22 protein-coding genes are annotated in these 24,367 nt (G+C 62.4%); 15 read left to right on the top strand and 7 right to left on the bottom strand.

The genetic code is table 11. The annotated features are described in order from the left end of the window. Positions 1 to 37: 37 nt before the first annotated feature. The 7 genes from R2855_06320 (at position 38) to R2855_06290 (ending at position 9,037) form a co-directional block, all read left to right on the top strand. On the top strand, positions 38 to 1,405 hold the full coding sequence (locus tag R2855_06320; protein MEZ4530630.1) for a glutamine synthetase family protein: 1,368 nt from the start codon (positions 38 to 40) through the stop codon (positions 1,403 to 1,405). A gap of 226 nt (positions 1,406 to 1,631) precedes the next feature. After that, positions 1,632 to 3,245, top strand: a complete 1,614-nt coding sequence (locus tag R2855_06315; GenBank protein ID MEZ4530629.1) for an NB-ARC domain-containing protein — start codon at positions 1,632 to 1,634, stop codon at positions 3,243 to 3,245. 1,032 nt (positions 3,246 to 4,277) lie between these two features. Then, positions 4,278 to 4,592, top strand: coding sequence for a hypothetical protein (locus tag R2855_06310; GenBank protein ID MEZ4530628.1), 315 nt, complete (start codon positions 4,278 to 4,280; stop codon positions 4,590 to 4,592). 879 nt (positions 4,593 to 5,471) lie between these two features. After that, the gene (locus R2855_06305; protein ID MEZ4530627.1) at positions 5,472 to 6,074 is read left to right on the top strand and encodes a hypothetical protein; all 603 of its coding nucleotides are present in this window, start codon (positions 5,472 to 5,474) and stop codon (positions 6,072 to 6,074) included. A gap of 2,002 nt (positions 6,075 to 8,076) precedes the next feature. Beyond that, a complete protein-coding gene (locus R2855_06300; GenBank protein ID MEZ4530626.1) occupies positions 8,077 to 8,223 on the top strand; it encodes a hypothetical protein in 147 nt (48 codons plus the stop codon). 313 nt (positions 8,224 to 8,536) lie between these two features. Next, the gene (locus R2855_06295; GenBank protein MEZ4530625.1) at positions 8,537 to 8,683 is read left to right on the top strand and encodes a hypothetical protein; all 147 of its coding nucleotides are present in this window, start codon (positions 8,537 to 8,539) and stop codon (positions 8,681 to 8,683) included. 99 nt (positions 8,684 to 8,782) lie between these two features. Beyond that, the gene (locus R2855_06290; GenBank protein MEZ4530624.1) at positions 8,783 to 9,037 is read left to right on the top strand and encodes a hypothetical protein; all 255 of its coding nucleotides are present in this window, start codon (positions 8,783 to 8,785) and stop codon (positions 9,035 to 9,037) included. Positions 9,038 to 9,253: 216 nt separating this feature from the next. Here the strand turns inward: R2855_06290 and R2855_06285 are convergent, their stop codons facing one another. The 5 genes from R2855_06285 to aceB all read right to left on the bottom strand — a co-directional run bounded on the left by R2855_06285 (position 9,254) and on the right by aceB (position 13,554). Further along, on the bottom strand, positions 9,254 to 9,652 hold the full coding sequence (locus tag R2855_06285) for a hypothetical protein (protein ID MEZ4530623.1): 399 nt from the start codon (positions 9,650 to 9,652) through the stop codon (positions 9,254 to 9,256). Positions 9,653 to 9,676: 24 nt separating this feature from the next. Beyond that, entirely contained in the window at positions 9,677 to 9,838 is a 162-nt protein-coding gene (locus R2855_06280) for a hypothetical protein (protein ID MEZ4530622.1), read from the bottom strand. A gap of 519 nt (positions 9,839 to 10,357) precedes the next feature. Next, complete coding sequence (locus R2855_06275) at positions 10,358 to 11,086, bottom strand: PH domain-containing protein (GenBank protein ID MEZ4530621.1); 729 nt, start codon at positions 11,084 to 11,086, stop codon at positions 10,358 to 10,360. A 41-nt stretch (positions 11,087 to 11,127) separates the two neighbouring features. Beyond that, positions 11,128 to 11,664, bottom strand: coding sequence for a PH domain-containing protein (locus tag R2855_06270; GenBank protein ID MEZ4530620.1), 537 nt, complete (start codon positions 11,662 to 11,664; stop codon positions 11,128 to 11,130). A gap of 321 nt (positions 11,665 to 11,985) precedes the next feature. Next, a complete protein-coding gene (aceB, locus tag R2855_06265; protein MEZ4530619.1) occupies positions 11,986 to 13,554 on the bottom strand; it encodes a malate synthase A in 1,569 nt (522 codons plus the stop codon). A 142-nt stretch (positions 13,555 to 13,696) separates the two neighbouring features. On the opposite strand from aceB, the gene R2855_06260 reads away from it, so the two are divergent. Continuing rightward, positions 13,697 to 14,545, top strand: a complete 849-nt coding sequence (locus R2855_06260) for a potassium channel family protein (protein ID MEZ4530618.1) — start codon at positions 13,697 to 13,699, stop codon at positions 14,543 to 14,545. Between the two features lie 7 nt (positions 14,546 to 14,552). Beyond that, on the top strand, positions 14,553 to 15,215 hold the full coding sequence (gene hxpB, locus R2855_06255; protein MEZ4530617.1) for a hexitol phosphatase HxpB: 663 nt from the start codon (positions 14,553 to 14,555) through the stop codon (positions 15,213 to 15,215). A 247-nt stretch (positions 15,216 to 15,462) separates the two neighbouring features. On the opposite strand, the gene R2855_06250 is transcribed toward hxpB, so the two are convergent. Continuing rightward, complete coding sequence (locus R2855_06250; GenBank protein MEZ4530616.1) at positions 15,463 to 16,188, bottom strand: PIG-L family deacetylase; 726 nt, start codon at positions 16,186 to 16,188, stop codon at positions 15,463 to 15,465. Next, positions 16,185 to 17,468 (bottom strand): ROK family transcriptional regulator, encoded by a 1,284-nt coding sequence (locus R2855_06245; GenBank protein MEZ4530615.1) that lies wholly within the window; start codon positions 17,466 to 17,468, stop codon positions 16,185 to 16,187. Before R2855_06245 ends, R2855_06250 begins: the two co-directional genes overlap by 4 nt. Before the next feature lie 257 nt (positions 17,469 to 17,725). Between R2855_06245 and R2855_06240 the strand changes: the two genes are divergently transcribed. The 6 genes from R2855_06240 to R2855_06215 form a co-directional block, all read left to right on the top strand. Beyond that, positions 17,726 to 19,318: an ABC transporter substrate-binding protein gene (locus R2855_06240; protein MEZ4530614.1), complete on the top strand. Its 1,593-nt coding sequence runs from the start codon at positions 17,726 to 17,728 to the stop codon at positions 19,316 to 19,318. A gap of 117 nt (positions 19,319 to 19,435) precedes the next feature. Continuing rightward, positions 19,436 to 20,359, top strand: coding sequence for an ABC transporter permease (locus R2855_06235; GenBank protein MEZ4530613.1), 924 nt, complete (start codon positions 19,436 to 19,438; stop codon positions 20,357 to 20,359). A 3-nt stretch (positions 20,360 to 20,362) separates the two neighbouring features. Continuing rightward, the gene (locus tag R2855_06230; protein ID MEZ4530612.1) at positions 20,363 to 21,298 is read left to right on the top strand and encodes an ABC transporter permease; all 936 of its coding nucleotides are present in this window, start codon (positions 20,363 to 20,365) and stop codon (positions 21,296 to 21,298) included. Next, positions 21,295 to 22,305, top strand: coding sequence for an ABC transporter ATP-binding protein (locus R2855_06225; GenBank protein ID MEZ4530611.1), 1,011 nt, complete (start codon positions 21,295 to 21,297; stop codon positions 22,303 to 22,305). The genes R2855_06230 and R2855_06225 overlap by 4 nt, the downstream gene beginning before the upstream one ends. After that, the gene (locus R2855_06220; protein ID MEZ4530610.1) at positions 22,302 to 23,315 is read left to right on the top strand and encodes an ATP-binding cassette domain-containing protein; all 1,014 of its coding nucleotides are present in this window, start codon (positions 22,302 to 22,304) and stop codon (positions 23,313 to 23,315) included. Before R2855_06225 ends, R2855_06220 begins: the two co-directional genes overlap by 4 nt. Then, positions 23,312 to 24,367 (top strand): methyltransferase (locus tag R2855_06215; GenBank protein MEZ4530609.1); only part of this gene is annotated, 1,056 nt, incomplete at its 3' end. The genes R2855_06220 and R2855_06215, both read left to right, overlap by 4 nt.

Genomic DNA, 24,367 nt, shown 5'->3' with positions numbered 1-24,367 from the left:
GGCGCAACGTCGCGAGCGATCGCCGAAACGAGGAAGAATGACCATGGCGCCAAAACACGCCCCCGTTCCCGTTCCGACCAAGGAAGAAATCCTGGCACGTGTCGAGGAAGACGGGATCCAGTTCATCAATCTTCAGTTCACCGATGTCATGGGCATCGTCAAGAGCGTCACCATCCCGGCGTCGGTCTTTGGGCATGTCATCGACGGTGGCCAGTGGATCGACGGCTCGTCGATCGCCGGATTCACCCGCATCGCAGAGTCGGACATGTACCTCGTGCCCGATCTTTCCACCTATGCCGAACTCCCCTGGGACCGTTCCACCTTCCCGACGGCACGGGTGATCTGCTGGGTCTACAACCCGAACGGCGATCCCTTCCCCGGCGACCCGCGCGCGGTGCTGCAGCGCCAGCTCGACCGGATCGACAAACTCGGTTACCGGTTCATGACCGGTCCCGAGCTCGAATTCTTCCTCTTCCAGACATCGGACGGTGAGATCCTCCCATTGCCGCACGACCGCGGCAGCTACTTCGACTTCTCCACCGATCCCGCAAGCACCATCCGCAAGGAGATGGTGCAGGTGCTCGCCCAAATGGGCATCGAGGTCGAGGCCAGCCATCACGAGGTTGCCATCGGCCAGCACGAAATCGGCTTCCAGTACGGCGACGCGCTGACGACCGCCGACCGCGCCGTCACCTTCAAGTACGTGCTCAAAGCCGTCGCCCAGGCGCATGACCTGCACGCGACCTTCATGCCCAAACCGCTGGAAGGCATCGCTGGCTCGGGTATGCACGTCCATCAGAGCCTGGCCTCGATCGTCACCGGTCAAAATGCCTTCGTCGACACCAGCGATCCCTATGGGCTCTCCCCGCTCGCCAAACAGTTCATTGCCGGCCAGTTGGCGCATGCCCGCGCCATGTGCGGGGTGCTTGCGCCCCTGGTGAATTCTTATCGGCGGCTGGTGCCCGGGTTCGAAGCGCCGGTTTACGTCTCCTGGGCGCGCACCAACCGATCGGCGCTGCTGCGCGTGCCGGCCATCCGTGGTGGTCAGGTTGCCGCGACCCGGCTGGAGTTACGCTGCCCCGATCCTTCGTGCAATCCCTATCTCGCGTTCGCGGTCATGCTGGCCGCTGGGCTCGACGGAATCGAAAACGATCTCAACCTGCCGGAGCCAGTAGAGGAGAACCTCTACCACTTCAGCGACGACGATCTGCGCCGCCGCAATATCCCCACCCTGCCGTCCACGCTCGGTGAAGCAATCGACGAAATGGAGCGCGATGAGGTCGTCCGCCGCGCGTTGGGCGACCACGTCTTCGAGCGGCTTATCGAAGCCCAGCGCATCGAATGGAACGCCTTCCGCAAGCACGTCTCCGGCTGGGAACGCGACCGCTACCTCGAGGTCTACTAGCCGTCGGTCAGCAGCGCGGACCTCGCGCGGACATCGAAGCAAACCATTCATCCGCGGGCTGGACTCTCTGGGATCCAGCCCGCGGTCGTGTTGTATGGCGCAGCGCTCTTCGTGACGCGGAATTCCCGCACCAGTGCGGCATGCCGGCGGCGCGTGTTGTTGACGGAAGAGCCCATGGGTCGCATGATCGGTGCAGCGGCGACAGCCAACACCGAGGACTGCCATCGTGGCCTCATCGAACGATGCCCCACCAGTCTGGTTCACCCCGTTCATTGGACGCGAACGTGAGATAACCCGCATTCGAGCGCTTCTGCAGCGTGAGGATGTCCGTTTGGTAACCTTGACGGGTCCGGGTGGGGTAGGCAAGACCCGCCTCGCGCATGTCGCCGGCGAAGTAGCAGCGTCGGATGCCCAATGGCGATTGGTGCGCGTCGATCTCAGCGCGATCGCCGACGAACAGTTCGTCCTCCAGGCGATCGCGCAAAGCCTCGGCCTGCGGGACACGGGGCGTGCCGCGCTGGAACATCAGGTCGTCGACGAGCTGCGCAAGCAACCGACGCTCCTCCTGCTGGACAACTTCGAGCAGATAATCGAGGCTGCGCCGCTGCTGGCGCGGCTTCTCGTTGCCGCGCCCGAGCTCGAGCTCCTCGTCACCAGCCGGCAACGGTTGCGCCTCTCGGCAGAACACGTCTTCGAGGTTCCACCCCTCACACTGCCCGATTCAGCCGCCGGCCAATCCACCGAACAGCTCATGCAATTCGAGGCTGTGCGGCTGTTCGTCGAGCGGGCCGCCGCGTCGGATCGGGACTTCGCCCTGACCGAGCGCAACGCCCCGATCATTGCCGCCATCTGCACGCAACTGGATGGATTGCCGCTCGCGATCGAGTTGGCGGCCGCCCGCGTGCAGTCGCTCCCGCCCTCTTCGTTGCTGGAGCAGCTGAGCCAGGGTCTCCCGGTGCTGACGGCCGGCCCGCTCGATCAACCGTCGCGACAACGGACGATGCGGGACGCTATCGCCTGGAGCTACGACCTCCTTCCCGACGATGAACGTGCTCTGTTTCGCCGTCTTTCCATCTTTGCTGGCGGGTTCACCCTGGAGGAAGCTGGGGGAGTCGGCCTGACTCCGGTGCTCGATGGGCTCCTCTCGCTGGTCGACAAGAGCCTGATTCGGCAAGAGGAGCAGCCAGACGGCCAGCCGCGGTTTCGCATGCTCGAAACCGTCAGAGCCTTTGGGCACGAGCAACTCGTTGCGTGGCGCGAGATCGACGACGTGCGAGATCGCCATGCATCCCTGTTCCTCGAGTTGGCCGAAGCGCGCGATCCAACGATCCCGATTCCGGGAGACTTCGCCTGGACCACTCGTTTGACGCCCGAGCAGGACAACCTCAGACTCGCGTTGACCACGCTCCACGATGCCGGCGAATGGCGCAGGCTGCTTCGCCTGGCGGTTGCGCTCGACGACTTTTGGCAGATCGGTGGTCAGTATGTCGAAGCAAATCGCTGGATTCGCCATTCGCTCGAACACGATCCGGATGCTCCAGCAGACATCAAGGTGAAAGGGCTGGCCGCGCTGGGCCAGCTTGCCTACTTCCAGGGCAACTACGAGGAAGCGCGCTCGTACTGGGAGGAAGAACTGACGCTTGCCCATGATGCCGGTCTGGACCACGTGGTTGCGGACAAGCTGGCCCGACTCGGCGCACTGGCATTTCGCATGAACGATCTCGATCGCGGCGCCCCACTCCTGATCGAGGCGCTCGCACGCTTCCAGCACCTCCGGCCTGACGGGACGCCCACCCTGAAGATGATCGGCCGCATCCACGCGCTCCTGGAGTCGCCATGATCATGCAAGAACCGACCCGCCGCGGCGTACTTCGAGCAGGCGATCGCGCATATGCGAGCGGCAGACGACTCCTGGATGCTCGTCGACGCCCTCGGCGGAATGGGTGTCGTCGGCGTCATGCGCGGCGATCCGGTCAGCGCCGGGAGCGCTACCTGAAGCGCTCGAGATCGGACCGAGCGACCGCTCATCTGCAGCACAGCACCAGCGTGCTGAACGGGCTCACCGCCGCGGCTGTTGATCTGGGACAACCCGAACGCGCGGCCTCGCTTGCTGGGAAAGCGGCTGAGGCACCGCGGGAACGCATTGGCGCGGCCGTCTTATCCGCGTGACCGAGCCGATGTTCGATGAGCGCCAGATCGCGTTGCAACTCGCTCGACGACGCAGAAACACTCGCGACTCTTCGAGAAGACGGTGGTCACTTGCTGCCAGAGCAAATCGTGGCCGAAACACGCGCAATGCTGGAGACGCACGCACGCGCCGACGCGCTTCAGCTCGCGCCTGCTGGGACCGTTCCGGCTCACCGGCGCGTGAGTCTCGACGTGCTCCGGCTCCTGGCCGAACAACGCTCCGATCACGAGATCGCGGAGACAAGCTCTTCATCGAAGCCGGAGAACAGTCACCACGCACACATCGAGCATCTTTACCAAGCTCGGTGTCTTCCAACCGACACGAGGCGGCAGCCTTGGCGGTGCGCCGCGGGCTTGCGTAGCACCTCAGTCGAGCGTTCGGCAGAGAAATACGTATCGATCTCAGTACCCGGTACGATGTTTGGTCGTGATGGGTCGCGAACAATCACCGTAGGCCTGCGTGCGCTCCCCCAGGTACCGCGCACCGGCGCCGAGGAGGTGCTGTATGCGGCGAACCATGGCCAACTCGCTCTTGTTCTCGTTCTTGACCGGCGCCACGCCTGGACCCTGCGCAATCTGCCGACTCTGCGCAGCTCCGCAGCCGGATCGACGCGGGTTCCCCGCTCGCGGTGTCGAAAGTGCGCGCCTACTACCTTGCGGTACAGAGCTACGTCGAAACCGCGACATGTCCGGCATCCGCGCGGTCGTCCACCCGAGCTTGCTTGCTGGTGCGCCGTCCGACGCCGGCGAGCATGATCTTCTGCTCTATCTGCGCGGGCTACCGACGGCGTTCCCCGCGCTGCGATTCGCGGTCGAAGAACTGACTGCCAGCAACGAAATCGTTGTCGCCCGGATCTCACTCGACTACGGAACGGTTCCGAGTCTCCTCACCCCGTTGACGCTTGCGCCAGCGCGGCAGCAGATCGATACCTTCCGCGTTGTCGATGGAAGCATTACGGAGGAAGCCCACGGGCGCCGCCTCAGGACTCGTTGCATCTGACGGTGGGTCCGACTACGCTCGAGATTCATGAGCCGCGCAGACTGGTCGTGGCGCGTATCTCGTTTGCGGCGGGGAGCACCGGGCATGTTGCCATCCAGGCCCTGCTCTCCTGATTCCCGAACGAGGGAGCGCAGTTCCGGGATACCGGCCTGGCGGTCGTTTCCTCGACGCTCGCCAATCCAGAGGAGCGCAACCCGTCACTGGACGGCACATTCACGGTAGGTATCGAATCGATCCGTATCCCCCGGGGACACATCGTATTGAGCGCGGCGACATCGGAAGCGTGGTCTCGCTCATTGCAGTCTTGTTCGTTCCGCTCGTGTTCACACCCGCCCGACCATGAGGTTCATGCGCCGTACCTCTGCCGAGCAGCTTCTGGACCACGGAACGAGTGGCCTCATCGGTCCTGAATCTCGGATCGAGCTGCTCGGAACGGGCTGACACAGCGATAAAGGGGACTATTCAGCTCGTCGCCGGAGTTGCGCGCTGCTGGAGCCTGGCGGCGGGATCGTCATACAGGAGAACCTGGAATCTGTCGTCGTTCTGCCACGACGGGTTCGGTCGCAGAAAACGCGGAACGCCGCCGCTCACCATCAGGGATTGATCAATGTAGGCAAGGTGGTGGCATCGGCCCGGATCGTTGGAGCGCAGGGGCGTGATGCCTTCGAGGCGCGTTTTTGGCGAAATCAATCCACATGGCGTCGATCCGTCCTCTCCCATGCGACTCACATGCTGACTGCTAAGCTTCCCGCATGAACACGATCGAGCTTTGGTACCGACTACCTGCGCATCGCCTTCGGCATCGAGCGGCACTTTCCCGGATTCATCGACGCCTACGTCGGCCCAGACGAGCTCAAAGCCGCCGCCGACATGGAGCCGATGCCGCCGCTCGCTGCGCTTCACCACCAGGTCCGTGTTGCACGAGGCACCCCGTCGCAGGGCTATCCCGCCACTCGGCAGCAGTACCTCGACAAGCAACTCACCGCCATCGATATGGTCGTGCGCATGCTGCAAGGCGACGTTGTGTATCGCGACGAAGTTGCCGCCTGCTTCGATATCGACATCGCGATGGAGCCAGAATCCACCTTGCCGCGGCAATTGCCGAGCTGGAAGAGATCGTTCCAGGCCGTGCACTGCTGCTGGAACGAACGAACGCGCGGGCGCGATCAGTACATCGTTGACAACGCCACGGCGCGCGCCGGGTTCGACCTGATTCTCAACGAAACCAGAATCGCACGCTCGATATCGTCGGATCTCCGGGCCGGCGAGGACGGAGCCTGCCTTGTCGTCGACAAGCCCTGGTCGGGATACAACTGGTATCTCGGGAACGCCAAATCGCTGGTGGAAATCAATGTCGATCTTCCGCCGCGTGCCAATGCCATGACCGACCTCACTCGCTCACGAAGGCTATCCCGGCTACCTTCACACCCGAGCATTCCCTCAAGGACCGCGCAATCTCTATCAGCGCGTGGTTGGCGCTGAGCACGCCATTCTGGGTCTCATCAACACCCCGGAGTGCGTCATCAGCGAAGGCATCGCAACTGTCGCCGAGGAACAGATTTTCCCGGGCGATGAGGCACGTCTTCAAACTGAGGTGTCGGTTCCCGCCAAGGGTGTGCAGGGTGACCCGAACGTGAGGAACGGATCGAGACGCTCAAGTGCTGCGCGCGGTGGCCGGCAATGCCGCCATCTTGCGTCACGAGCAGGCGCGACCGAGTCGGAAGTCATCGACTACCCGATGCGCTGGGAACTCACACCGAAAGAACGCGCTTACGCCGGTTTCGCTTCATCGACGATTCCCTTTGGCGTCCATACATCTCTTCACCTACTTCGCCGGACGACCTTGTGCGCGACCACCAGGCAACGGCCCACGTTCCCAGCGCATCGAGCGCTTCCGCTACGCCCTGACTGAGCAGATCACACCCTCCCCGCTACGCGCGCATCGGGATACCGCCATTTGGATAGCCGGGACGGAGCAGCCGTCGTTAAGGTGAATGTCTTACACTCGCCGCGACGTCGTGTCGCGCCGGATTCAGTCACCTCGGTGTCCAACCGGATCGAGCGAACCGTCCCGTTGGTCGTCGATCGATTTCGTGCTGGTGGCGATTCCTGGTGATCCGAATCCGTCTGCTCCTCGTTGCCATGCCGCCATGCTCGCCGCATTTGTGCCGGCGATGCCTGTTTCGCTCACTCATGCCCAGGATGAGGAGTGGCAAGAAGACACCGGCGAGGCCTCTGGAGGAAGAGCTTTACCACGAGGAAGAGCCCACCTACGACGATGCGGCCCCGCAGGACGATGGCTCCACGGAAGAACCAGCCGGACGATCTTCTCCTGGTTGCCCAATACCCCATACGAACCGCTCGACTTCTCACCCTTCGAAGAAGGATTGGCCAAGATTTCCTTGAGCGCATGCTCGAGCTCCAGGCCATGATCAATGAGGCAGACGTGCAGTAACTGCAGGGGCTTCTGGAACGCGCAAGCTGACCTCTCAGAACTCGTGCTTCTATGTCGACCGCATCCGCACCTACGATGCCGGGCAGCTCAATTCCGTCTCCCAACTCAACCCGGACGCGCTTTACCTGGCCCATTTCAAGCCGATGTGCAGCGCGCCAACGGGGAGGTAAAGGGCAATTCGCAGGGCATTCCGGTCTTGCTCAAGAGAACATCGCTACCGGAGCGACTCGATGGCCACCACCGCCGGCGCGGTCGCGCTGAGCCGACAGTCTGGCCGTTCACGATGCCTACCTGGAGGCAACAGTTGCGGGACGCCGGCGCGGTCATTCTCGGCAAGACGAACATGACCGAGTGGGCCAACTGGATGCACATGTCGATCGCCAATGGCTATAGCGCCTACGGCGGCCAGACTGACACTTTCGGCGGCGATCCCAGCGGTTCGAGTACAGCAATGCGGTGGCGGTCACATCGAACTTCGCGCCCCTGGCGATTGGCACCGAAACCATCGGCTCCATCGTCTTCCTCGTCGGCCTATGCCTCCATCGGCCGGGTAAGGCACCGGACCGTGGGCCTGGTGAGTGCAGACAACATCATTCCCCTCTCGCCCGTCTGGGATTCTGCCGGGCCGATGGGCAAGATTCGTGTCTCCGATGTCGCTATGACCATGACCGTCTTCGCCAGCAACCTCGACGAAGCCGATGCACGCTCTTCCGCGGCATCCGGTCGCCGGTATCGATTTCATCGCAGCGCTCGATCCCAACGCTCTGCAGGGCGCGCGAATCGGTCTGGTCGGACCCGACCCATCCATGAGTGACGAAGAGGGTGATTGCCGGGTTCAGCACCAATGGCGTGCTCGATGCGCCTGAAGCCGCAGGCGCGGAAGCCGTGGTCGTGCAACAGTCAGGGCATCGAAGAGCCCGATTGGTGGCAAATCATCACGTGCGGTTTGCGCGATGGTGTCAACGCCTACTTGTCCGAAACCAGCTGCAAGACTCAAAACGCCCGCGCGGACATCATCGCGATCAAATGGTGAAGCAACCGAGATATCTGGGCTGCCCGGGCCGTAATCCCGGCTGGAAGAAGCGGAAGCCTGCACTCACGGCAGCGGAAGAGGCGGAGATGGCCGCCGCGGCCACCGAAGTTGCTCAGACGTATATCGATGACCTGCTGGTCTGAACGATGTCGATGCGCTTGTTTCGCTCGACATTCGTGGTCGCTCTACTACGGTCTGGCGGGCTACCTCCCGCTATCACGGTGCCACGGGTTTGATTGGCGATTGGCGCGGGGCTCACGTTCATCGGCGCGAGTTGCACCGATGCGCGGTTGGTCGGCTATGCCTACGCCTTTGAGACCACCGCCGTACCGGGCTGCGCCAAATCTGGAGGCAACCGAGGAGGCGACTCCAGAAGGGCGAAGCCTGAACCGCCGCAACGCGATGCGGTACCCTTTGAGGTCGGTTCGGTCAACCAACAGGAGGTGAGGGAGCACTATGGCTGAAGAGCAAAAGGACGAAACGGTCGAAGTCGTCGAAACCGTCACGGAAGTTGTCGAGGCGCCGGCTGACACCTATTCCAAAGAAGAGCTTGCCACGCTGACCAGCGCTTGGCGCAGTGGTGCTCGGCGCCGGCATGAGTGAAAAGAGCGGCGCTTTTGGGCTCATGCGCGAGATCATGGCCGCAATGCGCGCCTCGGCGATCTTCGTCGGCGATTCCAGCAATCCTCTCCGAAACAGATTGTGACCGACACCGATCCGTCCGACATCGATCAAGCGAAAGCAGGCCAAGAGCACACCGGAATCCGCGCAGTTGCAGTCGAGGACGGAATCGCCGCCGCGAAATCGTCGCACGAGCTCATTCTCGCGAAGGGCAACGCCGACGATGCCGATGCCTGGGCGCAAGCGTTGCTGCTCTGCACCGCCGCCAATGCCGCCGTGAAGGCAACCAAGACCGGTGGCTTCCTTGGGTTCGGTGGAGAAGATCACGACGTCTGAAGCCGCATATGCAGCAACTGGCCGATACCTCGGCTACAAGAAAGAAACTGCTCTGATCTGGGTCGAGCCGGTCCACGGACCAGCCCTCGCACCACATCGTCGAAATTCGTAATCGCCGGCGCCCAGGCCGGCGATTGTTCATTCCGCTCGAACTTTCCTCGATTGCCGTGAAAAGTCAATGATGGAATCATGTGGAGTCCGAAACTGCACTTGGGTTTAGCCCAGCGTCTCACCGGTGGGTCCTGGACGAGCCGGGCAATCCGTCAAAACGCTTCGAACGGCAACCGGAACGACCCAGTCCATCGCCCCCGACGTTCGCTCACACGACATGCGGCCGATACTGCGGCTGATCTGGCTGAGGTCCCATCTGGCTTTCAGCAACTCGTCTGTTTCGGCTCGTGGCAGGCCGCGAATCCGCAGGCGCCCATCGTAAATCGGCCACCCGGTTCCGATGATCCCTTCCCCGTCCCATCGACCTTCCCGGATGCTGCCACGTATGCCACCAGCGGCTCCGCCCGGTTTGCGGAATGGCAAGGTCATCTGCTTGATGCCGCGCCATTGCAACCGATCGACGGGACAGACGATGGTACGCCGGTTGATATTTCGTTCCCGCACGCATCATCTCACGGTCGGAATCGATCAGCCATGCCGCGTCTCGAACTGCCTGCGGCCATAGAGATATCCCGGAATCGCCAGCAGCGCCAGTCCCAGGAACGTGAGATGCTCGAACTGAACGTCAGGCGAGAGATAGTCGACCGCCAGAGACGCCGTCAGGCCGAGAATGCGGTACGGCCAGAACATCGTGCACGTCCGCTTGTACGTTGGCGTACATGCTGGAATTGCTGAATCTCACGGGCAAGATTCTCGAAGAACGCCCGCCGAACAATCTCTCCAGCGTCGCCAATGCTCGCTCTGGCAACGACGGGAGCGCATCTTCTTCGCTCGAGCGTCTTCTGTTGCGAACCGGCCAGCTCCATGCGTATCGACCCGGTGTTGCGCCACTCCCTGAATCGGGGTTTTGACGAACGTGATCGCTTGCACCCGTGGCAGCAGCACCGCGCGCCAGCGCCGGGTCACCAAACCATGCTCGATCAACGCCAGATGCCCTGCCCGTTCGAGCCGGAACCGACTGAACGCGGCGGCGTAAGTGACGATCGACAAGAGCCAGAACACCAGCAGCAACAGCAGGGTGAAGTCGACCAGGTCGCAAGCGCATGCTTCTGTTCGATCGCTTACGAACCAGTGAATCAGGTCGTTGCGCCAATTTCTTGAGAAACGATTTGCTGAACAGGTGGAACGCGGCGATAGCCCCCACGAAACTCAGCCTGATCTCGAAACTGTCCCTGCCGCAATGAGCTGTCCGGTGGTGATGCTGGCAAGCTGCACCTGCTCGCGCTCCTGCCCGAGTTCGGCGAATCCGTCCGCCAGAATTGTGTGCGTCGCCCCCAGCATGATGCGCTGAATCTGAATCGCTTCTGATGTGGGAATTGCCGCCAACCGGATACTCGCCACCGACCGGTCCGGCGCGCCAGAAACGAACTCCACCGAGCGGAGATCGAGGATCCGGTCGAGCCAACTCGAAGAAAGCTCGAGCGATTGCACCCGCGCCATGGGCAAGCGGCGTTCCCATTTCCAGAAGATGCCGCCCCGAATCCAGATATCCTCGCTATCGACTCCATACGTGGTGGTGCGCCACTGGAGCGTTCGCACCGCAATCCACATCACTGCCACTAGGCCGATGATGATCGTGAGTTCCGGGTGATACCGGTTGCTGCGCAGTTGATCGATGATCGGCCCGGCGCCTTGCATCTCGTAATCGATGACGTCCTGAAGCACCGTATCTCGCAGGAAAGACGGCAGCTCCTCGCCGTACTCGTAGAACAGCCCGAATCCGATCACCAGGATCAACGCGATCACGCCAGGCAGGAGCGTGAACAGCGTTACCAGACCAATCGTGATTGGCAGTGTTTTCCAGTAGGTATACAGCGAGAACCAGTGCAGCGGACGGTCGATGATCGGATCGATCGGCGCATCCGACTCATCGACCACTCTCGGTTCGATGCGGCGCAAACGGCCACGCAGCCTGGATGTCATCGGTGCATGAGGGGAACGAGCGGCTGATTCAGCCGCACCCGTTCGAGGATCGTTGCGGCATCTTCCGGACCGAGAGCATAGACACGCACTCCCCCTGCGGATGATTGCAGAACGAGCTCGGTCAGGTTCAAGCCCGCCATGGCGGGCGTGGTGACGACATCCACTTGCTGCACCCGGTCGAAAGGCACGAACACGCGGGTCGAAAAGAGGATGCCCCGTTCCACCATTAGCTCACGCTCCCCGATTGCCACCAGCCATCGGCGGGGATAGAGCGCCCCCCAGAGCAGATGCGCAAGCAAGAGCAGGAGAGCAATCGCGAGAAGTCCGGCGGGAACCGGATCGGAGATCGGCACTTCGAACCAGAAGACCCAGAGCATCGCCGCGATGATGAATGGCAAAGTCCAGAACAATCCACGCAACAGCCCATGACGCAGAAACCAACGCCGCTCGGCCTTCCCCGGCCGCAGCAGAATCCAGTCGCCGTCGGGAAGCGCTCCCGGAGCCGACTGCGCTGTTGGCGGCGAAGCGCTCATCCGTTCATCCTGACCATTCTCGTCTCTTCGAGCCACTGTCATTCCGAGCCATCGTCATTCCGAGCTTGCCGAGGAATCTCTCGCTCCCCTTCGTCATTCCGAGCCATCGTCATTCCGAGCTTGTCGAGGAATCTCTCGTTCCACGCAACCCGTTCCCCGGACCACAACCCCGCCCGATCGAAACCAGACGCCGCCGTGCCCGTCCATTCTCGTCATTCCGCGCCTTCGTCATTCCGAGCTTGCCGAGGAATCTCTCGTTCCCCGCAACCCGTTCCCCGGACCACAACCCCGCCCGGTCTTGCGTTCCGCTCGTTCATGTTCCTAGTCCAGCAACGCATACGCCGGAATCGTCAGGAACGGGATGAAATCATCCGATTCCACCAGCAGATCGAGCACACCCGCCGCCTGCTCCAGCGTCGGCGTGCGCCCCAGCTTGTCCAGCTCCTCATCACGCACCGCGCGATACCGCTCGATCGTAATCGCCTCGCCATCGTCGGTCGTGCTGTTGGTGCGAATCCATTGCCAAATCTGCGCGCGCGAGATCTCCGCCGTCGCCGCGTCCTCCATCAGATTGTTGATCGCCGCCGCGCCGTTGCCACGCAACCACGAATCGATGTACTGCATGCCAACACTGACATTCATGCGCAGCCCATCGTCCGTGATCGACGACCCTGGGATCTTCGTATCCACCAATTGCCATGGCTCGACGGCGACATCCTCGCGCAGATTTTCTTTCTGGTTCGGTTTCTCACCGAGTTTGGCGTCGAACACTTCGTTGGCGGTCGGCACCAGATCGGGATGCGCCAGCCACGTGCCGTCGTACCCCGCATTTGCTTCGCGTTCCTTGTCTTCCCGTACCTTCGCCAGCGCCACCCGGTTGACTTCCGGATCGCGCCGGCTGGGAATGAACGCTGCCATTCCGCCGATCGCATGCGCGCCGCGCTTGTGGCAGGTGCGCACGAGCAGTTCGGTATAGGCGCGCATGAACGGCACCGCCATCGTCACCTGCACCCGGTCGGGCAGCACGTGATTCGGACTGGTGCGAAAGGTCTTGATCAGGCTGAAGATGTAGTCCCAACGACCGGCATTCAGACCGGCGGAGTGATCGCGCAGCTCATACAGAATGTCCTCCATCTGAAACGAGCCCATGATCGTTTCGATCAGCACCGTCGCGCGCACCGAACCCTGCGGCACACCGAGCGCATCCTGTGCCGCTACGAAAACATCGTTCCAGAGCCGGGCTTCCAGATAACTCTCCAGCTTCGGCAGGTAGTAGAACGGCCCCTCGCCGCGATCGAGCCGCTCCCGCGCGTTGTGAAAAAACGAGAGCCCGAAATCGAACAGGCTGGCCGACATCGGCTCACCGTCCACCGTCACATGCCGTTCGTCCAAATGCCACCCACGAGGCCGGATCACCAGCGTGGCGGTTTCATCGTTGAGCGCGTACTTGCGGCCGTCCGGGTTCTCGAACGAGATCGTCCCGCGCACCGCGTCCATGATGTTGCGCTGACCGTCGATCACATTCCACCAGTTGGGGGAAAGTGAATCCTCCAGATCGACCATGAAAACCTTTGCGCCCGAGTTGAGCGCGTTGATCATCATCTTGCGGTCGGTGGGACCGGTGATCTCTGAACGGCGGTCGTTCAGCGCCGGAGCGGCCGGCGCCACCTGCCAGGAACCCTCGCGCACGACTGGATCGGGATTTTGCAGTGCCGCGTAGTCTCCCGCCACCAATGCGGCCGCCCGCGCCGGGCGCAACCCCAGCAGCTCCTTCCGCCGCCCATTGAATCGCCGCTGCAGCGCCGCGACGAAGCTCAGCGCTTCGGGACGCAGGACATCGGTGAGATCGCCGGGCACAGGCCCCAAAATCTCGACGCCTTCGACATGCATCCGTCCGTTGTCCTTTCGCTTGCCAGGATATCCGCCTGGTACTGCAGATCATCGCATAGCCTGTCCGGCACTGCGCTATGATGCCGCCATCCCGCAAGCGATACGTCGACCGTTCCATCGAACTGGAAGAGCCGCCTGCGAAATGATCCCCAGCGAGGTAACCGAGCAAGTCCAGGAGGACGCCCAAGTCGGGCGTTTCGAGCGCTACCGGTCCAAGGCCGACCCTGCCATCGCCGTAGTCAGCGCGTTCTATCTCGTGCTGCTCCTCACCCCGCGGGTTGCCATCACCTCGCTCGAATCGTCACAGGCAATCTGGATCGCGGACATCGTCTTCTGGGCCATTCTGGTGGCCGACACCGCCTATCGGGTTGTCCTGACGAACGATTCACGCGTGCGGGCCTATCGCGTTGCCGCCCTGGCGCTGCTCATGACCGGCCCGCTGGTGCTCTTTCAGGTTTCAGAGACGACCAGAGATCTGGTCCGCCTGGCGTTGATCGTCGTCGCGGCATTCCGTGCGGTCAACAGCATCCGGTTCTTCTTCCGTCTGCGCTCGCTCTTCTATATCGGCAGCGCGGTCTTCCTCATCGTGCTGGCCTTTGGCGTCTCCATGACGGCTACCGAACGGCAATATCCGCAATCGAATATTCGATCGCTGAGCGACGGTCTCTGGTGGGCGGTTTCGACCGTCTCCACCGTCGGATACGGCGACAAATTCCCGGTCTCCAATCCCGGCCGCGTCATCGCCACCGGGTTGATGTTCATCGGCGTCGCCCTGTTCAGTATCCTGACTGCAACGCTGGCGAGCTCGTTCGCAGCGAAATCGGACGAGAATACTGCAGAGCAGTTTCAGAGCATTCACGTTCGGCTCGACCGTATCGAGCGCAATCAACGGGCCGGGATGCCCGTGCGGCGTGTTCGTCCGCCAGTGCGTCCCCGGCGTGGCACGCCACCGCCAACCATCGGCGGGGCGCAATCGGTTCCCAGGGAGTAACGCGCGCGTGATCGAAGCAGTCATTTTCGACATGGATGGGTTGTTGATCGATTCCGAACCCCTCTGGCGCATCGCCGAAACGCGCGCCATGAACGCCATCGGCGTGCCCATGGTGGAAGAAGACGGTTTCCTCACCATGGGGCTGCGCACCGATGAGGTCGTCGAGTTCTGGTATGCCCGCCATCCGTGGAGCGAACCCTCCAAACGCGAAGTCGAAGGCGCCATCGTCGGCAATGTCATCGCCCTGATCGAAGAGCGGGGCGCAGCCCTTCCCGGCGCGGTCGAGGCCGTGCGCGCCGCGCATGCTGCCGGATACGCGGTCGGACTTGCCTCCTCCTCGGCGATGGAGATCATCGAGGCTGTGCTCGGAAAAATCGGCCTGCGCGGCGACTTCGCCGTGTTGCAATCCGCCGAGCACGAGCCGTACGGCAAACCCCACCCCGCGGTGTATATCGAATGCGCGCGCCGTCTTGCAGTCTCGCCTGCCAACTGCCTGGCCCTGGAAGACTCGCCCGCAGGTGTCCTCGCTGCCAAAGCCGCCAAGATGACCTGTATCGCCATCCCGCCTCATGAACTCCGCGACGACCACCGCTATTGCATCGCCGACCTGCAACTCGACTCGATCGAGCTGTTCACCCCGGAGACGATCACCGCTCTCGACAACCATTGATCAAGGGAAGATCCGCCACCCAGCGTAGCCGCAGCCCTCTGTGGCTGCCCCATCAACCGGCCCTTTCCGCGTAGCCGCAGCCCTCTGTGGCTGCCCCATCAACCTGACCATCCCGCGTAGCCGCAGCCCTCCGTGGCTGCCCCCGTCAACCTGACCATCCCGCGTAGCCGCAGCCCTCCGTGGCTGCCCAGTCATCTTGCCTGCCAAATCGGCTCACCTCGGACACCGGCCACCGCTCGGTATCGCGCTACTCGAGCGGAAGCAACCGATAATCTCGCGCCCGCGGAAACGTCTCCAACGCCCGGAACCCTTCCGCATACCGCACGCCCGCTTGCAGCCCACGAAACGCGGTCTGCACTTCCATCATCTGGGCAATGCTTCGGCCCTCGAAAACATCGCTGATCCAGGCATTCTGGCTCTTGTGGCAGGCCAGCATCTGCTGCTTGATCGAGAACGTCTCCGTAACGTCCACGTAGACCTCTGGCACGAAGTTGATCCCGGCCATGGTGTCGTAGAAGAAGTGGGTGGGAATCTTCTTGAGATAGGCGGAAGCCGTGACGATCAACGGGACGCCGGTCATGATGCGCGCATCGCGGGCGGCCATCCCGCTCAACGAATGATCGGGGTGATAGTCGTCGGTCCAATGACCGAGCACCACATCCGGTGCTGCATACCGAATGACTTCGATCATGTGGCGACGGGTGGACTCGTCATAAAAGAAGAACTCGTCGTGATAATCCATCCAGATCAACTCCGCGCCGATCATCGCGGCCGAATCGAGCGCTTCCTGCTTGCGGATGGCCGCGATCTCCTCCATCGAGTGCGTCGCAGAGCCGATATCCCCGTTGGTGACCACGGCCATCACCACCGTGTCCCCCCGCGCGGCATACTTCGCCAGCGTGCCGCCACAGTAGAACTCGAGATCGTCGGGGTGGGCCCCGATCGCCAGCACGCGCAACGGTTGTCGACTCATGAGGGTGCTCCTTCTGGTGTTGGCAACGGGTTGGCCAAGACGGGATCTGTTCTCCGGCGGCGTGGAATTGGTGGCGCCGCACCACCCGCCGCGCCAAAGAGTTGGTTGAGCATCAGAGTTGCGGCTCCCAGCGCGCCCGAGTTTGCCAGCGGGCTGCTCGTCACGATGCGCGCGCTGCCAAACGGTTGTTCCAACGATTCCGCCTGTGCGCGAGTTCGGGCGGCCTCCATGTACACCGTCGATTGGGTGGCGCGTCCTCCGATCACGATCAATGCGGGGGAAAGGAGGTTGAGCAGGATGGCAATCACCCGTCCCAGCGCTTCTCCGCCCTCGATAAGGATTCGGCCCACGCCATCGCCCGAGTCCTGCGCGCGTTCGATCAGGTCGGACATCGAACCGATCTCCGGGTCGAAGTCGTGTCCCTTGCGCAGCATAGCGCTCGTGGAGGCATACATTTCCACGCAGCCGCGCCGCCCGCAACCGCAGACCGGCCCATCGAGATCGAGTGTGATGTGACCCACCTCGCCTGCCAGGTGGCCCGGTCCGATATAGGGCCGCCCATCGATCATGAGCGCCGCCCCCAACCCCGAATCGGCCAGCACGTAGACGAAATCGTCGACACCTCGCGCGTTGCCATACTGCCGTTCCGCGGCAGCCAGGGCGCGGACCGTGTCGTCGATGACCAACCGATCCCAGGGGAGCGCTCGGGCGAGCTCCCCGCGAACGTCGAAATTGGCCCACTCCGGCGACCACGAAGGCGTCTCCGGACCGGCGCTGATGACCCCGGAAACCGGGTCGATGATCGCGCGCACACCAACGCCAACCCCCAACACATCCGATCGCGTCGCTCCGCTGTCCTCGATAGCCCGATCGATCAAATCGGCCAACCGTTCGATGATTTGCGCCCGGGTTCCCGGAAGCGATCCGGTGGCATGCGCGGAACCAACCACAGATCCGCTCAAGCTCGTCACGACCGCCTCTTGCGCGAGACCGCCAACGTCCAGACCCACCACAAAGTGCGTATCTTCCGCCAATGCCAGCAGCTCGGTTGGACGACCCTCGACCAATGGCAACCGCGGTTCGACCGTCACGATGCTGCGCGCGATGAGCGGTGCGGTGAGGCGGCTGACCTGGCTCGCGCTCGTGTGCAACAGGCTGCCGATTTCGTTGCGCGTGATGACGCCATGGTCGCGGATGATGCGCAGAACCTCGAGCTGGCGCGGGGTATCGGCCAACATCGATCCGATGGGCTGAGTTCGACCGGACTTGCCGCTGACCACGCCACGACTCCTGGGCAGGTGGGCTTGCTGCTTCGTTGCTCCCGTTGGTTGCCGAATCTCCTTTTTGCTTTTACCGCGTTTTTTGCTATGATGCAAGTAACTCGACTCTAGTTCATGCATCACACGCCCCAGGTCCAGCGTTCGCGGAGTCATTTGCGCGAGAGTCCGATCGTAGGAACAGCAGGAAAGGACGGGAACATCACCAGAACGTTGTCATGTCGTAGGTGTTGACGTTCGACGCAAAGGAGCGAATCACAGTGGAAAAAGCACGCGAACTCGAACTGAATGAGCTCCGCCAGGCGATTGCCAGCGGAACCATGACCCGGCGCGAAGCGCTCAAGCGCGCTGCGGCGCTGGGACTCTCCCTTTCCGGAGCGGTCGCGCTCCTCTCTGAGACGTCGGTCTCGGGCGTGAGCGCCCAGACGGCGCCCAGCGGCACGCTCGTTATCGCGAATGCCGAACCCCCGACCTCGGCGCAGTGGGACTCCTACACGGTCTTTGGACTGGTCGATGCCCAGGTGGCTTCCCTGGTCCACGACTCGTTGCTCGGCTATGACAGCGCCGATGGCACGATCGTCGGGCACCTCGCCACGGCCTGGGAAATGACCGACCCGACCACCATGAGACTCACCCTGCGCGAGGGTGTCACCTTCCACGACGGCTCGCCGGTAACCGCCGAGGATGTCAAAGCCACCCTCGACCGCGCCGGCAACCCCGATGCGGGGATGGCCTGGCACGGACTGATCTTCCCGGTCATGTCGGTCAACATCGTGGATGCCACCACGGTCGAGGTCGTCACCGCGGAAGTCTTCGGCCCGCTCGAGAAATCGCTTGCGGTCGCGCCGATCTTCCCGGCCGCGGACATCGCCGATCCCACCCTCTTCACCCAGCGTGCCATGGGCGCTGGTCCGTACAAGTGGATCAGCTACGACGAGAACAAGGTCACGCTCGAAGCCAACACCGACTACTGGGCTGGCGCGCCCGGTATTCAGACCGTCGTCTTCGACTACATCCAGGACGCCAACGCGCGCGTCAGCGCCCTGCTGACCGGCCAGGCCGACATCATCACCCGTTGCTCGTCCGAGCAGCTCGACCGGGTGAAGGATGACGACAATTACTACGTCATCGACGTTCCGCCCCTGACCCAGATCGTCTGCATCTACCAGAATCAGGGCAATCTCGCCGCCCAGGAAATCCGCCAGGCGCTCGCCTTCGCTGTGGACCGCCAGGCGATTGTCGATGGGATTCTGCTGGGCGTCGGCAAGGTTCCCTATTCGTCGATTGCCACCAACTCCCCTGGATACGAGGAGCAGCCTGAGCGCTTCGACTTCGATCCGGACAAGGCCAAGGAGCTCCTGGCAAACGCCGCCGTGGGCGAGGACTTCACCCTGACGATGGCCACCACGACCCTGGTGCCGCATCAGAAGGAAATCGACCAGGCGATCGCTCAGTTCCTCCAGGATGTCGGCATCAACGTCGATATCACCACCCTGGAAGTCGGCGCATACCGCACCAGCTACAACCAGTACGACCTCACGCTCAACACGTTGGCCAGCTTCAACTACGATCCCGATTTCGTCCTCGGGTTCTATGCCGGGCCGACGGCGGAGGCCGTCTTCCACCTGGACGATCCGGCCATTCCGCCAATGATCGAGGCCCAGCGCACCTCCACCGGTGACGAGCGCCTGGCCAAGATCAATGACCTCGCTGGTTACCTCTGGGACATTCAGCCGTCGCTCTACCTCTCGGACGAGCTGTGGCCGTTCATCGTTTCCAGCAAGGTGCAAAATTACAATCGCGTTCCGCTGGTGGGCGAACCGCTTCTGCGCTTCGCGACCAAGTCGGAGTAGCATCGCGTTTGTCGATCGAATCCGTGGGCGGCTCAACAGCCGCCCACGGAGTTCTCTTCGGCATCATCGATCGTGTTATGTGGCGCGCACGCGCGCGCCTGACGAACCAGGATCGTCATGCGGAAAGTCATTCTTCGACGCCTGGCTCAGAACGTCATTCTGGTCGTCGTCATCGTGCTCGTTGTCTTCGTGCTCATGCGGTTGACCGCCGGCGACCCGGCCCGCATGAAAGCGCCGGTCTTCGCCAGCGACGAGATTCTGCAAAGCTACCGGGAACAGTTCGGCACCGATCGGCCCTTGACGACCCAGTTGTGGGAGTTCGTTTCTGGCATCCCGCGCGGCGACTTCGGCACCTCGTTTCGCTACCAGCAACCGGTGTTCGAGCTGATCTGGCAACGGGTGCCAGAAACCGCGCTGCTTGCGCTGACCTCGTTGACCCTCGCGCTGATCGTGGCAATCACGCTCGGTGTGGCTGGCGCGCGTCATCCCGGCAGCGCCATCGACCGGTTCGGCATTGTCGCCAGCACGCTCGGCCAGTCGGCCCCCACCTTTTGGGTCGCGCTGATGCTCGTGCTCGTCTTTTCGGTCCATTTCGGCTGGTTTCCCGCGGTGGGTTTCGATGGCTGGAAAAGCCTGGTGCTCCCCGCGATCGCGGTGGCCTTCGCCGTCTTCCCGGCCGATCTTCGCGTATTGCGCGCCTCCATGATCGATACATTCCATCAGGAGCATGTGCGCACCGCGCGCGCCTTTGGCATTTCCAACCGGCGGATCACCTGGCTCTACGCTTTCCGCAATGCCGCGCTGCCGCTCATCACCGTCGTCGGCATCGATCTCGGTTATCTGCTCGGTGGGACTATCGTGGCGGAAGTGGTGTTCAACTATCCGGGTGTCGGCCAATTGGCTATCGACTCCGTCAACGCGCGTGACTACCCATTGATTCAGGCCATCACGATTCTGACGGCTATGGTCTTTGTCTTCGTCAATCTTGGAATCGACCTGCTCTACATGGTGCTCGATCCCAGAATCCGTATCGAGGCGTAACGCATGGAGTTGGTTGGCGTTCCAGGAGACATCGATAGCGCTCCCCTCATTCCGGAGAGCCGGGGCAAACGGTGGGCGGAGAAATGGCGCTCGTTTCTCCAGCGCGAGGGAAGTCGCACCCTCTTGGCCGGGTTGCTCCTCTTCTGCCTGATGGCGGGCGCAGCGTTGGCCGCTCCATTGATTACCGATCACGACCCCTCGCGCAACAACATCACCGCACGGTTGCGCCCGCCGTTCTGGGATACCGCTGATCGCGGCTCGACAGAATTCCCGCTCGGAACGGACGGTCTCGGCCGCGACATGCTCTCGCGCATCCTCTACGGCTTGCGCGTTTCGCTCGTGCTGGCGTTCGCGGGACTCTGTCTTTCGATGGCGCTCGGTGTCACGCTCGGGTTGATCAGCGGGCTGTTTGGCGGCAGAACCGACGCAATCCTGATGCGCGTGGTCGATCTCCAGCTTGCCTTTCCCTACATCGTGCTCGCGATGGCTATCGTGGCCGCGACCAAGACCTCGATCCCCATTCTGATCGTGCTGCTGGGATTGGCCGGCTGGGTCTACTTCGCCCGGGTCGTGCGCGGTGTGGTCTTGCAGGAGATGCAGCGCGACTATGTCCGTTCCGCGCAGGTGCTCGGCGCAAGCCGCTGGCGTATCGGCATCCGCTATGTGCTTCCCAACGTGCTTCCGGCGATCGCTATCATCGCGACGCTCCAACTGCCGGGATTGATCATCTTCGAAGCAACCTTGAGCTTTCTCGGGCTTGGCATTCAGCCCCCAACGCCATCGCTGGGTGGCATGATGCTGGACGGCACGCAATACATCGCCAGTGCTTGGTGGGTCATCACGTTGCCTGGTCTGGCCATCCTGTTGGTCACCCTGAGTCTCAACATCATGAGCGACGGCTTGCGCCAGTTGCTCGATCCACGGTTGCAAACGGCATGAGCGAAACGACGCAACCGCGGCTCGCGGTTCGCAATCTCACCACGGTCTTCCATACGCGCAACGGACGCTTCGTCGCGGTCGACGATGTCTCGTTCGAGGTCTATCCCGGCGAATGCCTTGGCATCGTGGGGGAGAGTGGTAGCGGCAAGAGCGTCGCCGCGCTGTCGATCATGGGTCTGGTCGACTATCCGGGACAGATCGAGTCCGGGCGTATCGAATTCGGCGGTGTCGACCTGCGTTCCCTTTCCGAGGATCAGCTTCGCCGCATGCGCGGAGAGGAGATCGGCATCATCTTTCAGGACCCGCAAACATCGCTGAATCCGCTCTTCACCGTCGGCGCCCAGCTCACCGATGTCGTGCGGGCGCACCGCAAGGTGTCGAAGTCAGATGCCGCAGCGCTCGCCATCGAAAAACTGAAACTGGTCGGCATCTCGGCGCCGGAATCGCGCATGAAGTCCTATCCCTGGGAGTTGAGCGGAGGCCAGCGTCAACGGGTCGCCATTGCCATGGCGCTCCTCCTGGGACCGAAACTGATCATTGCCGACGAGCCAACCACCGCCCTCGACGTGTCCATTCAGGCGCAGATCGTCGATCTTCTGATCTCGCTCAAGAACGAGCTCGACTTTTCGCTGATCTTCGTCAGCCACGACCTTGGAGTCATTCAAACCGTGGCCAACCGGGTGATGGTGATGTACGCCGGCCGTATGATGGAATCTGGCGACGTCGGAAGTCTCTTCCGCGATCCCGTTCATCCCTACACAGCAGCGTTGCTGGCGTCGGCGCCTACGTTGCGCACCAACCGGGAGCTCCCGCTGCAGGCGATCGAGGGACGGCTGCCCTCTCCAGGAAATCTGCCGCCCGGATGCGTTTTCGCGCCACGTTGTCGCTACGTGCAGGACGATTGCCTGACAGGGCAGCCGCCCTTGTCCCCGATAGGCGATCGCGGGCGAGCGGTTGCATGTATTCATCCGTTGACGGCTGGAGCTGCGGAGGCGGGGGTTCGATGAGCGGGGAGCCCGTTGTCGTCATCGAGAATCTGGTCAAGGAATACCCGGTGCGAGGCGCTGCGGAAGGCGTCATGCTGGTCGCCCTCGACGATGTGAACCTCACCGTCGAACGGGGCGAGATCCTGGGAATCATGGGCGAAAGCGGGTGTGGCAAGAGCACCCTGGCCAAGGTGCTGCTTCGCCTCGAGGCGCCCACATCAGGACAGGTCACGGTCGATTCCGAGGACATCGTCCGCTTGAGCAAATCCCAGGCGCGTGACTACCCCCGCAAGGTGCAGATGGTCTTCCAGGATCCCTATGCCGCGCTTGCGCCGCGCATGCGCATCGGCACGGCCCTCGAGGAGCCATTGCGCATCCATCATCTGGGAGACAAGGCGCAACGCCGCAAACGGGTGGAGGAGCTGCTGGCGCTCGTCGGGCTCGACAAGAGCCTGGCCAACCGCTATCCCCATCAGCTGAGCGGCGGCCAGCGCCAGCGGGTCAACATTGCGCGCGCATTGGCGCTCGATCCGGAAGTGCTGGTGCTCGACGAACCCGTGTCCGCCCTCGATGTTTCGATCCAGGCGCAAGTGCTCAATCTCTTGCGCGACGTGCACCAGCGTCTCGGCGTCACCTATCTGTTCATCTCGCATGACCTGCGCGTGGTGCGCTATCTCTGTGAGCGAGTCGGGGTCATGTATCTGGGCGGAATTGTCGAAGACGGCCCATCGGAAGAGGTCTTTTCGTCGCCGATGCACCCGTATACGCTTGCCCTGCTGCATTCGATTCCCGACCATCAGGAATCGGAAACGACCACCACGTCATTTCGGTTGAAAGGCGAAGTCCCGAATCCGATCGACCGGCCATCCGGGTGCGCATTCCATCCGCGCTGTCCGATCGCGAAACCCATTTGCGCGCAAGAACGGCCACCGCTGCGTTCGGTCGGAGGTACGCGGCTATCCGCCTGCCACTTTGCAGAAGAGGTTCCAGAGCTCGAACGACAGTTGGCGCAGCAGGCGGTTGCATCATGACCGGTGCTCGTCTCTTTCCCGAACGAGAAAGCATTGCGCTCATCCGCTCCGCGCTCGACCGGCATGGGTTCGACTTGGCGCACGAGATGCTGCGCCCCGACTATCTGACGTCTCCATTCCCGAATCTGGAGACATTTCTCCCCGTGCTCGACCAGCTCGATCCCACGCTACGGTTGCTCTTGCGTCTCTACACCCTCGGCGAGCCGCTTGCGCTGGACGTGGTCGAATCGATTCTCGGACGAGATCTGCTGGAAGCGAATCTGGCGACGGGATTGCTGGCAATCGATGCGTCTGGCGACGGCGTCTCGACCGCCGGCCTGCAACTCGTCAGCCGGCTCGGACAGTACTTCGTGGTTTCCACCAGTCGCGCCTATCCCGGCTTCGACCCTGACCTTGCCGATATCTACCTGGGTCCGGAGTCCTACACGCTCGCAAACTATCTGCAGCGGCGGTCCGGCTCTCTGCCGTCGTCCGGGTACGCGCTCGATCTTTGCACGGGCTCGGGCATCGCTGCGCAGGTCCTGAGCTCCCTCCGCCGGGGAATCGTCTGGACCGGGGTCGATCTTTCTGATCGAGCGATCGAAGCGGCCACGTTCAATGCGATGTTGAACGAGACTCAGGATCGCTTCACCGCCGTTTCCGGCAATCTCTACGCACCGGTAGACCAGAATCGCTTTGCGCTGATTGTGGCCAACCCGCCCTTCGTGCCGGTACCGGCATCGATCGATTTCCCGGTCTATGGCGACGGCGGAGAGGACGGACTCCTTGTGCTGCGGCCATTGCTTTCGGGTCTCCGCGAGCATCTCATGCCGTCCGGCCGCGCAATCGTCTACGCAGAAGGCTTGGGCGACGATCGCGGACCGGTGGTGCTGGATCTCCTTGAATCGGTCTCCCAGTCTGGCTTGACGATCGGTATCACCCTCATCTCGACCATCACTGCCGAGCATGCGCTCTTCACCATCGGCCGCATGCTGTCGGCGCAAACCCCGTCGCGCCTGGATGAACTCGGAGCGTGGCACGAGCTGTTTGCCCGTCTCGGGACGACGCGCTAT

Source organism: Thermomicrobiales bacterium, assembly GCA_041390825.1.
Taxonomy (GTDB): domain Bacteria; phylum Chloroflexota; class Chloroflexia; order Thermomicrobiales; family UBA6265; genus JAMLHN01.
Note: the sequence above shows the minus strand (reverse complement) of the source record. Positions and strands in the feature narration are given on the sequence as shown.

Coding starts and splice junctions, on each gene's coding strand:
- R2855_06250 (MEZ4530616.1), bottom strand. CDS start 16,188: ATGAGTCGACAACCGTTGCGCGTGCTGGCGATCGGGGCCCACCCCGAC.
- R2855_06295 (MEZ4530625.1), top strand. CDS start 8,537: ATGGCTGAAGAGCAAAAGGACGAAACGGTCGAAGTCGTCGAAACCGTC.
- aceB (MEZ4530619.1), bottom strand. CDS start 13,554: ATGCATGTCGAAGGCGTCGAGATTTTGGGGCCTGTGCCCGGCGATCTC.
- R2855_06305 (MEZ4530627.1), top strand. CDS start 5,472: ATGCCGCCGCTCGCTGCGCTTCACCACCAGGTCCGTGTTGCACGAGGC.
- R2855_06310 (MEZ4530628.1), top strand. CDS start 4,278: ATGTCCGGCATCCGCGCGGTCGTCCACCCGAGCTTGCTTGCTGGTGCG.
- R2855_06260 (MEZ4530618.1), top strand. CDS start 13,697: ATGATCCCCAGCGAGGTAACCGAGCAAGTCCAGGAGGACGCCCAAGTC.
- R2855_06270 (MEZ4530620.1), bottom strand. CDS start 11,664: ATGAGCGCTTCGCCGCCAACAGCGCAGTCGGCTCCGGGAGCGCTTCCC.
- R2855_06320 (MEZ4530630.1), top strand. CDS start 38: ATGACCATGGCGCCAAAACACGCCCCCGTTCCCGTTCCGACCAAGGAA.
- R2855_06230 (MEZ4530612.1), top strand. CDS start 20,363: ATGGAGTTGGTTGGCGTTCCAGGAGACATCGATAGCGCTCCCCTCATT.
- R2855_06280 (MEZ4530622.1), bottom strand. CDS start 9,838: ATGTTCTGGCCGTACCGCATTCTCGGCCTGACGGCGTCTCTGGCGGTC.
- R2855_06225 (MEZ4530611.1), top strand. CDS start 21,295: ATGAGCGAAACGACGCAACCGCGGCTCGCGGTTCGCAATCTCACCACG.
- R2855_06235 (MEZ4530613.1), top strand. CDS start 19,436: ATGCGGAAAGTCATTCTTCGACGCCTGGCTCAGAACGTCATTCTGGTC.
- R2855_06220 (MEZ4530610.1), top strand. CDS start 22,302: ATGAGCGGGGAGCCCGTTGTCGTCATCGAGAATCTGGTCAAGGAATAC.